This is a genomic window from Companilactobacillus sp. y65-5 (assembly GCF_057541095.1).
Window position 1 is genome coordinate 14,531 of the sequence record NZ_BAAJOA010000002.1, and the last position, 13,369, is coordinate 27,899.

Genomic DNA, 13,369 nt, shown 5'->3' on the forward strand with positions numbered 1-13,369 from the left:
TGAATTAAAATGACTTATTCAATTGGTGATGTAGCAGAAATTATGGGGATTGCCCAGTCGACCATCCGCTATTATGAAAAACGGGGCTTATTGCCGTTTGTTGACCGTGATTCAGCAGGGCGCCGGCAGTTTAAGGATAATGATTTTAACTTTCTTCAAGTAATTGAATGTATGAAGAAGAGTGGCCTTAAAATTGAACAGATTCGTGACTTTGTTGAGATGTGCATGCAAGGTGATATGACGCTGGAAGATCGCTATAACTTTCTTGATCGTGAAGAACGGGTTCTGATGGAAAAGATCGAAACCCTCCAGCAACAGTTAGATTTTCTGCGGTATAAGAAGTGGTATTATAAAACATCATTGGAGGCCGGAACAGAACAAGTTCATTTTGATCAAGCTGGGAATGTCGATTCTAACACCCGAGAAATTTATGAACGAGAACTGGCTAACTGTGGTGATATTCGGCAATTGATTGACTATCATAAAACGGCAAAAGAGACGGAGTAATTACAGTGTTAATTAAAAACATAAAGAAGGGACCGTAGATTTTTCAATAGTTGCTTCCGAACAGCAGTATCCTGACGATATTCTGTTATGGGAAGAACCATTAAAATGGGTTTGCTCTCGAAATTTCAACTTGAGTAATCTAGAGTGCCTACCAATCGCATTATTCTCAGATAATTGTGTTATCAATGACTATTCCATTTATTCGCTACGAAAATGTAAAATGAAATTTAATGTTGTCTTCACTAGTACCAGTATGGATAACATCGAAACAAGTGCTAAAGATGGGATTGTAATCGCGCTCCTACCACAGTCATCTATTACTGAAGAATATAAAATGGTTCCAGAAAAATATGTGTCATGCCCCTTTACTTTAACTAAAAATTGAGGCAGAAATCTCCTGATTTTAATCAGGTAGATGAATGCTTGATAATTAACGCCGTGAGGCGTTTTTTGATTCTCGATATAATGTTCTACAACATCTTGCGTATGACGTGATTTGGTATTAATCCTATATTATAATAATAAAATACAAGTAAGGAGGTTAAGCGATATGAGTAAAACGATGGCACAACTTCCGTATCACTATGGTGTTAAAGTGCGGATCTTTCCATCGACTGCACAGAAGCGACTAATCAAACGAAATAGTAACGCTAGCCGATTTATTTATAATGAGATGAACGGTATGAACAAAGAATTGTTCACCCTTCGTCAAGTTCAAATACCAATTGAAGTCGTTCAAAAACGTATAGAGACATTAGAACAAAGATTGAAGAGACCTTCTACCGGGATATCGAACATTCATGGTTGGCTCAACGATAGTGATCTAGACAGTTTGATGAAAGCTAATGCGATCCAGAATTATCGTGCTGCTTGGAATCTTTTTTGTAAGGTGCATCGTTCAGGTACACCAGTTTTTCATAAAAAAACTACTGAACAAAAATACCAAACTTCATGCTTGTATTCGACAAAGGTAAAAGTATCCAACATGTTGACGGGTAGTGTCCGATTATTAGATAAGAGTCGGATACACTTGCCTAAAATTGGACGGGTACGTTTTAGTGGTATGCCAGCTAAATTGTGGAAAAAAGCTGATATTATTCGTATCGGTACAGTCACGATCTCAATGGACTCTAACGAAAATTATTATGTTTCACTTCAACTTGCTTCTGAACAACCTTTCGTTACCATTGCAGAAAACTCAGGCAAGTCTTCTATTGGAATCGACTTGAATACTGACAACTTCCTGACTGATTCAGACGGTAACGTAATAGCTAATCCACGTTATTATCGTTCTATCAAAGGTAAATTAGCTAGAGAGCAACGGAAGTTGTCCAGAAGAGCTACAAGAGCCAAAAAGGAACACCGCAAACTGATCGATTCTAAGAACTACCAGAAACAACGTAGAGTAGTTGCCGCACTCCATATCAAGATAGCCAATCAACGGAAAAACTTCTTACATCAAACCTCAACTACACTGGTCAAGAACCACGACTTGGTCGTTGCGGAAGAATTGAGGAGTAAAAACTTATTAAAGAACCACGCACTGGCAATGAGTATCGCTGACGTCGGTTGGCGGACATTCTTAGATATGCTTAGCTATAAAGCTGACCTTTACGGAAAAAAGTTTGTCACGGTTGACCCTAGAAATACCACGCAAACATGTAGTGAATGTGGATTCATTATGGGAACCAATAACACAGATAAGCTGACCTTAGCTGACCGAGAGTGGACATGTCTTAACTGCGACACCTTTCATATTCGTGATCACAACGCTGCTCAAAACATTTTGATCAAAGGCTTAGCTTAAAAAAACAACAGTCCATCGGCAACCTGTGGACTATAAAGGCTTTGGTAATTAGCACGTAAGACCCATTGGGCGATCGCTGTATCTAAGCTAATTGTGGTCGTATCACTATTGAGTGGTATTCTCACAAATTTCCTACTTTAGTGGGGAGTGGTTGATAAATAGGACTTACTTGGAACAATGATAAAAAAATTAACGCTCCATTAGTAAACCGTGTTATAGAATGTGCGCAGAAATCAGTTTCAGAAAGTATTTATAATATAAAGCCACTTAATGATGAACGATTCATATTGTAATTTCCTTAAATTTAGATGGATAATTTATGAAAATTTCTAAATAATAAATCACCTCCGTTCCATTGATGACTCCATATTTTTTTGATGCAGTAAACCTTCAACTCTATAATCATCAATTTTGATGTAAAAAAAGTACCCTATCCCAACTTACAAGCCTAAAATCACTAACAGTAACCCATTTAAAAAATATACTTAAAAAGTGAAAATGAGACGAAAAACTAAAATTTAGTTTTTCGTCTCATTTTCACTTTTTAAGGCTAGTTAATACTGCCTTTTTATTTTTTTACCATGTCTATTAAATTCCTGAAATCTCTGACAAACGGTGCATATCATCGCCCAGATCGCGATACAAATCACGATAGAGATCATAATATTGGTTATAGATTTCATGTTTGTCTTGTCGTGGCTCAACCTTATCTCCAAGCACTTGCCAAGATTGAACTTGATCAACTGTCAAAGTATCAGTTGCCAGACCCGCTAACATGACATCTCCTAAATTGGCCTCAGCATCATCAAGCGGTGTCCGTATTGCGTAACCAGTTACATCCGCAAACATCTGCACCCATTCCTTGGAATGGGTAACTCCACCAGCAATAACAATATAATCACCGAGATCACGACCTGTACTCTCGATACTATGACGAAGCGCATAACAGACAGCTTCTTGAAATGCATGGAAAATATCAGCTTTAGTATGGACCAGTGACAAGCCTAGAATCGTACCCTTAGCGTCTGAATTCCAGACTGGTGCTCGCTCACCCATAAAGTATGGCAGGACGACTAGCCCTTGGCTCCCAGCGGGAACATCTTTAGCCTCTTTACCTAACGATACGTATGCATTGGGCCCTCCGTTATTTTGTACGGTGACTTCAGCTTCTGCAAAATTGTCACGGAACCACTTGGTAATGGCTCCAGCAGTTGCCGATCCACTAAAATTGTATACCAGATTACGTGACTTGTATGGATATGGCCAAACAATTAAACCTTTACCTTTGATTGGCTTTTCCGATACCAGCGCCGCATTCATTGATGAACCAATAGCGGCCACATAGCGTCCGGGTTCAAAGACTCCCATACCAACATTGGCAGCTCCGACATCTACTCCACCAGCAATAACTGGTGTACCAGCATTCAATCCTAGATCAGCAGCCACTTCTTCAGTCAAACGACCTGCCACTTCAGTGGCATCCACAAATTTCTGTGGCATCTTATCCATCGGAACACCCATGGCGCTCATCATTTCTTGTGACCATTCACCCTTATTGATATCGTAGAATCCTCCGATGTTTCCCGCAGCAGAGTAATCAATCGATACTTCGCCAGTCAACTTGTAGATTGCATAGTTGTTAGGTGGTAAAAACATCGCTGTCTTAACCCAATTTTCTGGCTCATGGTTCTTAATCCACAATACTTTGGTATATCCGTAATAGGGATCAACCACGTCATTGCCAGTAATCTCAGATAATCTTTCCATATTCACATTGTCTTTAACCCATTGAGTTTCTTCGGCGGCCCGACGATCCATCCAAATGAGTGCTGGTCTTACTGGTTCCATGTTACTATCGACCGGAATACCCGAGCCACCATACAATCCACTCAGTCCAATACCACGAATATCGTGAGGATTTACGCCGCTGTCTTTAACAACTGCGCGAATAGAATCCTTAACACCCTTTAACCAAACGTCTGGCCATTGCTCAGCCCAAAGTGGTCGTGGTGTTAATACATCATATTCCTCAAGATCTTGTGCAATCAGCTTTCCATTCGTATCCATCAGAATACTCTTAGTTCCTGAAGTTCCAATATCTGTACCAATCAAATAATCCATATCTAAATTCCCCTTTAACCTCGTTTGATTACCATGCAGTGAAGGCGCCGTCAATGAGATAATCATCACCAGTTGAGAAGCTGCTGGTGTCGCCAGCTAAGTAAACTGCAATTCCTTGTAATTCATCGGGACGTCCCATACGACCAAGTGGTGCCCAGTCATTCCAAGTTTCGATTAGCGGTTTCAAATCAGGTGAACTAAGCGTCAAATCAGTTCCCATATATCCTGGACTCATCGTATTCACGCGAACACCTTTCTTTGCCCATTCGATTGCAAGTGACTTCGATAATTGAATAACACCAGCCTTAGTAGCATTGTACGAGCATTGAGGTTGTGGTCGATTGACGATATGAGCTGACATTGAGGCAGTGTTAACAATTGATCCCTTACCTTGCTTGATCATATAGCGACCGGCAGCTTGTGAACATAGGAATACGGAGTTAAGGTTCAAGTTAACTACCTTATTCCATTCATCAAAAGTCATATCTTCAGCAGGAATATTCATGCAGATTCCTGCATTGTTGAATGCGGCATCCAAACCACCCAATTTGTCTACTACGGTATCAACCATATTTTGGACTTGCTCAGGGTTCGTCACATCGGTAGTCACTGCAATAGTCTTTTGACCCGTTGCTTTAGCAATTTCATCAGCCGCTGCTTGCGCCTTTTCACCATTGATATCTACGATAGCAATATCAGCACCTGCTTCAGCTAATCCAGTAGCCATTGCTTTACCCAAACCTTGAGCTCCACCTGTAACATATATTTTTTTACCGTCTAAACTCATACGATCCAAAATTCCCATTTTGAATGCCTCCTATTTTTCATCTGGTCATTTTATAAAACGACTTTACTTAATTACAAAACTTAATCTATACCTGACAATTAAAATTGTCAAGTTTTTTTTGTAAGCGCTATACATCACAATTTCAGCCTAATCTGACACTAGATCAGGGATGAGATCATTTTTGTCACTGTTCCCGCCCAACTTCAGTTCAAGTTCACGGACAATCTCAGCGTGCTTCTCTTCGGTAAGTGTTACCTTGCGATAGAAGATTACTGCAGCCAATATGAGCAAAATAATTGGAATATAGAACATAAACATATTGAACTGTTGAATCCCTGCGGCACTAATATCTTCTGGCTTGGCGTTTCCAGTCATACCAGCCATCACAGCAACGATCCCAACAATTCCATTTGAAGCTGCGCCGGCTAACTTATCAATGAGCGGTCGAACCGACAAAGTCACAGACTCATTTCTCGTTCCGTTGACCAATTGACCGTATTCCACGCTGTCTGTAATAGTCATTAACGTAGCCAAGAAGATCAATGGATATGGGAAAAAATAAAAGGACACGGCAAGAAGTACCATGAATAAGTTTTGTCCCGCAAATAGAAACAATCCATAACCTATCAGCATGAAGGCAATTCCACCAACGTAAATAGCCTTTCGTTTGATTAAGGCTTCCAGTGCGGGGAACAAAGCAACTGAGATGACGCCTAAAATACAGGTGATGATTCCGACCCACGTATATGCACCGGCATTTCCCAACCGATAACGGAAGTAATACATCAACAGCGAATTGGTAACTACGTAACTAAATGCAAACAAAAAGTACGATGCAGCGATCCATAATAATTGTTTATTACGACCAATGGCCTTAAAAATATCTGTCAAAGTAGTATGTTTCACATTGGAGCGAATCACGTTATGAGTTTCTTTCAAGTTCAAACAAGTAATCAGCGCCCCGCCAGAACATAGTATGGCAATAATAATGACGTAACCCGTCCAACCGGCACGAGTCTGAACACCAAAATCAACACCTGAGAAAATGTGGCTAAAAAACATAATAGCCGGCGTTATAATAACAATAATAATTTGCGCACCTAGCGTTGATCCAATTCTTGAAGCGGTCCCGAACTTTGTTCGGGTCTTACCGTCAAGACTCATGGCAGGTAACATCGACCAGATGGCAATATCACTGAACGAATAGAATACGTCAATAACCAAAAACGTTACTGCAATCAGAACCAAATAGATGACTGGATTACTCCATGCAAATCCAAAGAAGTCAGAAAATAGAAATATTAACCCAATTGAGGCTACAATTGAACCAATCAAGATCCACGGTTTAAACTTTCCCCATCGAGTATTTGTATTGTCCACAACTCCACCGATCATCGGATCAAACATGATCTCTCCAACCCGAATAATAACAACGATGGTTGTAACGATACCAACCATCCCTTCGTCACCAGAATTAGTAAAAAGTTGACTAGTTAAAAACATCATAAAATAAATGCTTAATGTGTTATAGAACGCATCATGACCAAACGTTCCAAACGCATATGAAAAGTACTGTCGCACGATAAACTCACCTCTCTATAATCAAAATGCATTTTGTAAAATGACTTTACTTAATTACGGGGTTCAGTATATATGTAACCGCTTTTAATTGCAATAGTTCGACACGTTAAAGATATTATTCACAATTGAAATTAAATTTTATTTTTTAGTGGAATAGTTGGCATCAGTATCTTTAATCATCTTTAAAATATTTAAATTAATTAGAAAATCATCAACTAAGATATATATTGAGCAATCGTACAATTAACATTTATATTTGGCATTTTCTAAATTGTGTTACACTAATCGTATTTAAGAATACGGAGGAGCGCTCATGAGCAGCAACATGAAGAGTATTCAACACAGTAATTACTCAGACATCTATAAATTACTGTACATGAATGAACGTCTATCAAAGCAAGAAATCGCCGATCAACTTGGTATAAGCCTGCCAACAGTCAGTTCTAATATAGTGAAATTGGCTGAAAAGGGACTAATCAATAAAAGTGGTCAATTTCAATCTAGCATCGGTCGCAGAGCCACTGCATATGCCATCGATCCCAACTTATGGCTCAGTATCGGTGTCGAAATATTCCGCACCCGGGTAACGATCAGTGTCATTAACATGAAATTTAAAATCTTATTCAAAAAAAGCATTGACCTTGAGTTCAAAAAAAATCCGGATTACTATGCGGCTCTTTCCAACCAAATAATGACCTTTATTAGCGACAACGCAATCATTCGCGGACAAGTTCTGGGAGTTGGCATGGGAATTCAAGGATTGATTTCAAATGATGGATCCCGAGTTTTATACGGAAAAATCCTCGAATGCACAGGTATGCAAATAGATGACTTCAAAGAATATCTCCCCTTTACTCTGCGTTTTTATCACGACGCTGACTGTGTTGCGGTCGCCGAAAATGTCATCAAATCTGAGGACGCCATGTACTTATCCATAGGTGAACACTTAGGCACCGCAGTGATGTTTGACGGCCAGATTCTCAAGACTTTCACTGGTCGTTCAGGAACAATGGAACACATAACACTCAATGAAACTTCTGGCCCACATTGTTACTGTGGACGCCGCGGATGTATCGAAACTTACTGTTCATTGACCTCATTGTTAAAGAAAAATGAAACACCAAGCGAATTTTTCAAGTCACTCGACCATGGTGACACTGGGATCACTGAACGGTTTGAAACCTATCTCGATAATCTGAGCCAGTCCATCTACAATCTCCACATGTTCTTAGACATCCCTATCGTAATTGCTGGTGACATCGCTAAGCATTTAAATCAAACACATCTGAATAGATTAAAAAAACGTTTGGACAAAATATCCGTTTTCCCTGAGACCAACGGATACTTACGACTCGGTCAAGTAACAGAGCATGCTGTGGCTATTGGTGCTGCTGTACCTTTTCAAAGAGAAAAATTAGCAGATATTTAAAAATAATTGATAGATAAAAAAACATCCCTTAATCACTTGCTTAATCAGCTAGTGTTAAAGGATGTTTTTGGATATATGAAAACTAGAAGAATAACGGTGGTCTAAATTCACCATCCCTATTACACACTGTCAATAAATTAAATATGACTAACCAAAAAAATTTTTATATCTTCTAGTGTTCGGTTATATTTTACAATTTACTAATGCATAAATCTTACCCTTGACCATCTTTGAAGGCTGGATATAAGGTCATGCCACCATCAATAAATAATGTAACCCCTGTTACATAACTTGATTCATCTGAAGCTAGCCAAGCTGCACCTGCAGCAACCTCTTCAGGTGTACCGATTCGATTCATTGGTACCATTGAAACCGTTTGGTCATACTGTTCTTTGTCAGCAAATTTTTCTGCATTGATTGGTGTATTGATTGCGCCAGGACCAATAGCATTCACACGAATGCCGTCTTTAGCATATTCCATCGCAATTGTCTGAGTGAACATCTTTACACCACCCTTGGCAGCTGTATAGCTTGCAAAAGTTGGCCAAGGAATTTGTTCATGAACGGATGACATATTGATAATATTACCTTTTTTGTCATGTGCTTTGAAATAAGCTAATGCCGTCTTTGAACCTAAGAAAACACCAGTTTGATCGATCGAAATCACTTTGTTCCAATCATCTAAGGAAAGCTCATGAGTTGGTGACTTGATTTCCATGCCTGCATTGTTGACCCAAACGTCTAAATCTCCAAAATTATCCAAAGCGGCTTGCAATAACTCTTGATTACCTTCTTCGGTTGAAACATTTGCTTGAACTGTGACAGCCTTACCACCATTGTCGATCACTTGATCGGCAGCCTTTTGTGCACCTACTGGATCACTATTGTAATTAATGACGACAGCCATTTGTTCTTGACCAAATCGATTAGCAATTGCACTACCAATACCTTTTGAGCCTCCAGTAATGACGGCTACTTTTTGTTTTAAATCTGTATACATGTTATGTTCCTCCTCAAAATATATCTTCTAACTTCAAAATCAGTCTAAACCTTGGTTCGCACTTCATAGCAAGACTTTTTTATTTTTAAAAAATAGTAGTAGTTATAGCACCAATGACAATTAGCACTAAACCGATAATAGTAAAAATCAACTCACGATGACTTTTGTTTTCATGTAAGAATACCATCCCGCCGACTGTCGAAAGAACAACCGACAATTGGGATACAACAAATGCTGAATTCACACCATTATTACGCACTGACAAAATATAAGTAATGGCTGCGAAAGAAAAAATAATCCCTGCTAATAAACTCTGCCAACTTGCCTTTGCACGCAACACTTCAGGTTGGCGAGTAAATAGTATATACAGCAACACAGCAATGACCATACCAACTGATTCCGGTAAGAATATTGCTAGACCAGAAGCTGTCATCGCTCTAGGAATAGCATTATAGATCAAAAATCCGATAGTCGTTAAAACTAGCATGATCAAGGTTCCTGTTTGATTCTTTTGATTAGTATTTTGAACCCCTCGATCATGTACTGCCGTCAAAAAGATACCGATGATCAGTAGTAAGATACCGATCGCACCAAAGATTCGAGCATTATTTGTAGCCCATTCTCCAAAAACCAAAACACCTATCAATGATGTACCGATCAACTGTAATCCAGTGGAAATCGGCATTGTCTGTGAAACTCCAATTGATCGATATGCATTATACTGACCTAATTGACCAATGATCCAAAAGCCCCCAGCTAAGGCAGCGAGGATAAAACTTGGCAATGAAATCGTTGGTCGTAAAACTACGTAAACTACAAAACTAACTAATAAAGTTCCAACTGCTGTACCAAAAATTTGATTAACTGGTTTCCCATTTATCCGTGCAACTGCTAGTGGCAAAATTCCCCAAGCTAATGCCGGCAACAGCATTAATACAATTTCCATAACAAAGCCTCTTTGATTTAAATTTTTAGAATAATTCATCCTTGTTTAAAATTACTCAACCACAATCTGGGCTCTTCACATTATTTCATCCCCTAAAATTCGCTTTAATTTTTATATCTCTTGCTTATCAATAAGCACACTTTAAACCTTTGAGTGAGCTTCAAGGCAAGCTCTTTTTGGAAAAAAATTAAAATAAGGCAAAAAAATAATGACAGGAACTTTGGGTCCTTGCCATTATTTCAAATAACAACCGAATCCTAACCATTAACAATATTATCCGGTAGCTCGCCTGCCTTAGCCTTCAAAACGTTATTAGCAACAATCTCAGCCATTGCATCCCGTGCTTCCACAGTCGCGTTTCCAATATGTGGAGTCAAGATAACATTTTGCAGTTCTTTGAAGCGTTCATCCACGTACGGTTCTTGTTCATACACATCTAGTGCCGCTCCAGCAATCTCTTTTTCTGTCAACGCATCGTAAAGTGCGGCTTCGTTGATAATTGGTCCACGAGCGGCATTGATCAACAAGGCTGTACTCTTCATCTGCTTAAATTGTTCAGCATCTAGCAGATGGTGAGTTGCAGGTATTGATGGCAAGTGTAGTGTAATGACATCAGCGTTTTTTACGATCTCTTCTTGAGTAACAAAAGTAGCGCCTAATTCTTGTTCAGTTGCAGAATCTAGTGGATGACGCTGACTATATAAAATATCCATATCAAAAGCATGCATTCTTTTAGCAACTGCTTGACCAATTTGTCCCATACCGATGATTCCTAATTTTTTCCCAGATAGTTCATGTCCTAAGAAGAATAGTGGTGACCATCCGCTAAAGCCTGCGTGACGCATTAATGTGTCTCCCTCTGCAATCCTATGGCTCAACGCGATAATCAATCCACAAGTCACTTCTGCCGTAGAAACAGTAGAGACCTTTGGTGTATTGGTAACGGGAATATTTTTTTCTTTCGCATATTTAATGTCAATATTATCAAAACCGGCACCAAAGTTTGCAATCAATTTTAACTTCGGAGCAGCATCGATCACACTCGAATCAACTTTTGTTGAGAGAGGGGTTATCAAGAAATCAGCATCCGCCACCTGACTAATAAGTTCTTCGGTAGTGATCAGAGAATCACTATCATCATACATATCTATATCTACTTGAGCACCCTTCAAAATATTCAGCGCTTGTTCTGGAATTTTACCTGTAATTACTACCTTTGACATATGAACACATCCTTATATTCTTTCGTTATTTGTTATCTTTACAATGATAATGTATAGCAGATTCATTAATTAGTAAAACAAATAATAATCATACCTATATGAATAAAATTAATACTACGATGATTTTATTGTCATGAGAGATAAAAATGTGCCAATTTATTGTCGATTTTGATCAATATCTAAAAAATAAGCAAAAAAAAACACCCACATAAGTGGATGTCCAAAGTGTAATATCTGGATATATTAACGTTTTGAGAATTGTGAAGCTTTACGAGCTTTCTTAAGACCTGGTTTCTTACGTTCCTTCATACGAGGGTCACGTGTTAAGAATCCGGCTGCTTTAAGAGTAGGTCTGAAGTCTGGATCAACTTCTAGAAGTGCTCTAGCAATACCATGTCTGATTGCTCCAGCTTGTCCTGAAAAGCCACCACCATTAACGTTAGCAATAACGTCATAGTTAGCGCCTGTTTCAGTAATATCTAATGGTTGTTTCATATCAGCAATCAAATTGTCAAAAGGAATGTAGTCTTTGACATCACGCTTGTTGATAGTAATCTTTCCGTTTCCGGGAACTAATAGAACACGGGCTGTTGAATCTTTACGACGGCCTGTTCCAGCATATGATACTTGTGCCAAAATGTTTTTCCTCCTTAAATTAGTTTGTTGATATCCAACTCTTCTGGATTTTGTGCTTGGTGTTTGTGATCAGGACCTGCATAAACATACAACTTCTTGATTTCTAGACGACCAAGGCTATTCTTAGGTAGCATACCACGGATTGAGTCTTCAACAAACAATTCAGGTTTTGTTGCTCTCTTTTCGCCGGCACTGATGCTCTTCAAACCACCTGGATGATCTGAATGAGAATAATAAATCTTTCCCTTAGCTTTTTTACCTGTTAATTTTACTTTATCTGCATTGATGATAATAACATTATCACCTGTATCAACGTTAGGTGTGTAAGTTGGCTTGTTCTTACCTCTAAGAATTGAAGCTACAACTGATGAAAGTCTACCTAAAACGACATCTTCACCATCAATCACATACCATTTACGTTCAACTTCACTTGCTTTTGCTAATGGTGTTGTACGCACTTTAAATTCCTCCAGTTTCTACGTCTGTTTGACACTCAATAAGTTTCCGGGGCTCATCGTGGGGCAAACAATACCAACAACAATAATACTTGGTAATTTGCCATAAGTCAATAATTATCCACAGGTTTTATTCATAAAATACTTGTTTCAAATATAAGCCACTTGCCGGTGCTGTACCACGCGCCTCTTGACGGTCTTTTATTTCAAATAATCTCAAAAAATCATGAACATCTCGTCTACCATTACCGATTTCCAGTAACGTAGCTACGAGAATGCGCACCATATTATATAGGAAACCATTTCCAGTAAATTCAAAAATCAACTCATTTTCTGATGCTACATATTTTACCGTAGCTGAGTAAATAGTGCGAACTTTATTTTCGATCACTCCACCAGATGCCGCAAAACTAGTAAAATCATGTTCACCCTCAAGATCCTTGAGAGCTGTCTGAATCAGATTAACATCGATCGGATATTGGTAGTGTCCGGTGTAAAACCGCTTGAAGGGATCTGTATAATGTCCACAGTCAACGCGATATTGATAAGTTTTTCTTTTTACTCCAAATCTCGCATGAAAATTGTCATCAACGATTTCCGAATCTTTGACGATAACATCCAATGGCATCAGTGAATTGATGGCCTTTAACATGCTGATAGCTGGCATCTGACCGGGATAATCAAAGTGGATCACTTGTCCAAAGGCATGTACACCGGCATCTGTTCGTCCTGACCCATAGACTTCCACGTGGACACCCTTGGTCATCTTCGCCAATGCCTTCTCGACCACACCTTGAACCGTGCGCATGTCAGGTTGACGTTGAAAGCCGTGAAACTTAGTACCATCATAGGCAATCGTAAGTTTATATCTTGTCAT

12 protein-coding genes and 1 pseudogene are annotated in these 13,369 nt (G+C 39.0%); 4 read left to right on the plus strand and 9 right to left on the minus strand.

The window, feature by feature from the left end; translation table 11 throughout:
- The first annotated feature begins 9 nt into the window (after positions 1 to 9).
- The 3 genes and pseudogenes from AC27FM_RS03960 to AC27FM_RS03970 all read left to right on the plus strand — a co-directional run bounded on the left by AC27FM_RS03960 (position 10) and on the right by AC27FM_RS03970 (position 2,314).
- Positions 10 to 507, plus strand: a complete 498-nt coding sequence (locus tag AC27FM_RS03960; protein ID WP_487086106.1) for a MerR family transcriptional regulator — start codon at positions 10 to 12, stop codon at positions 505 to 507.
- A 34-nt stretch (positions 508 to 541) separates the two neighbouring features.
- Positions 542 to 892, plus strand: a pseudogene (locus tag AC27FM_RS03965) (LysR substrate-binding domain-containing protein); the annotation flags it as partial.
- A gap of 165 nt (positions 893 to 1,057) precedes the next feature.
- Positions 1,058 to 2,314, plus strand: a complete 1,257-nt coding sequence (locus AC27FM_RS03970) for an RNA-guided endonuclease InsQ/TnpB family protein (RefSeq protein WP_487086108.1) — start codon at positions 1,058 to 1,060, stop codon at positions 2,312 to 2,314.
- Between the two features lie 588 nt (positions 2,315 to 2,902).
- Here the strand turns inward: AC27FM_RS03970 and AC27FM_RS03975 are convergent.
- The 3 genes from AC27FM_RS03975 to AC27FM_RS03985 all read right to left on the minus strand — a co-directional run bounded on the left by AC27FM_RS03975 (position 2,903) and on the right by AC27FM_RS03985 (position 6,803).
- A complete protein-coding gene (locus AC27FM_RS03975; protein ID WP_487086110.1) occupies positions 2,903 to 4,435 on the minus strand; it encodes an FGGY-family carbohydrate kinase in 1,533 nt (510 codons plus the stop codon).
- Between the two features lie 28 nt (positions 4,436 to 4,463).
- Positions 4,464 to 5,240 carry an SDR family oxidoreductase gene (locus AC27FM_RS03980; protein WP_487086112.1) on the minus strand — a complete coding sequence of 259 codons (777 nt, stop codon included), beginning with the start codon at positions 5,238 to 5,240 and terminating at the stop codon, positions 4,464 to 4,466.
- 129 nt (positions 5,241 to 5,369) lie between these two features.
- A complete protein-coding gene (locus AC27FM_RS03985) occupies positions 5,370 to 6,803 on the minus strand; it encodes a glycoside-pentoside-hexuronide (GPH):cation symporter (protein WP_487086114.1) in 1,434 nt (477 codons plus the stop codon).
- A 313-nt stretch (positions 6,804 to 7,116) separates the two neighbouring features.
- Between AC27FM_RS03985 and AC27FM_RS03990 the strand changes: the two genes are divergently transcribed.
- Positions 7,117 to 8,232, plus strand: a complete 1,116-nt coding sequence (locus AC27FM_RS03990; protein ID WP_487086115.1) for an ROK family transcriptional regulator — start codon at positions 7,117 to 7,119, stop codon at positions 8,230 to 8,232.
- A 214-nt stretch (positions 8,233 to 8,446) separates the two neighbouring features.
- Here AC27FM_RS03990 and AC27FM_RS03995 read toward each other — a convergent pair whose 3' ends face one another.
- The 6 genes from AC27FM_RS03995 to truA all read right to left on the minus strand — a co-directional run bounded on the left by AC27FM_RS03995 (position 8,447) and on the right by truA (position 13,369).
- A complete protein-coding gene (locus tag AC27FM_RS03995; protein ID WP_487086117.1) occupies positions 8,447 to 9,232 on the minus strand; it encodes a glucose-1-dehydrogenase in 786 nt (261 codons plus the stop codon).
- 85 nt (positions 9,233 to 9,317) lie between these two features.
- Positions 9,318 to 10,178, minus strand: a complete 861-nt coding sequence (locus AC27FM_RS04000; RefSeq protein ID WP_487086119.1) for a GRP family sugar transporter — start codon at positions 10,176 to 10,178, stop codon at positions 9,318 to 9,320.
- A gap of 257 nt (positions 10,179 to 10,435) precedes the next feature.
- Positions 10,436 to 11,401, minus strand: a complete 966-nt coding sequence (locus AC27FM_RS04005) for a 2-hydroxyacid dehydrogenase family protein (protein ID WP_487086121.1) — start codon at positions 11,399 to 11,401, stop codon at positions 10,436 to 10,438.
- Positions 11,402 to 11,644: 243 nt separating this feature from the next.
- On the minus strand, positions 11,645 to 12,037 hold the full coding sequence (gene rpsI / locus AC27FM_RS04010; RefSeq protein WP_334329121.1) for a 30S ribosomal protein S9: 393 nt from the start codon (positions 12,035 to 12,037) through the stop codon (positions 11,645 to 11,647).
- Between the two features lie 14 nt (positions 12,038 to 12,051).
- The gene (rplM, locus tag AC27FM_RS04015) at positions 12,052 to 12,495 is read right to left on the minus strand and encodes a 50S ribosomal protein L13 (RefSeq protein WP_487086123.1); all 444 of its coding nucleotides are present in this window, start codon (positions 12,493 to 12,495) and stop codon (positions 12,052 to 12,054) included.
- A 127-nt stretch (positions 12,496 to 12,622) separates the two neighbouring features.
- The gene (gene truA / locus AC27FM_RS04020) at positions 12,623 to 13,369 is read right to left on the minus strand and encodes a tRNA pseudouridine(38-40) synthase TruA (protein ID WP_487086125.1); all 747 of its coding nucleotides are present in this window, start codon (positions 13,367 to 13,369) and stop codon (positions 12,623 to 12,625) included.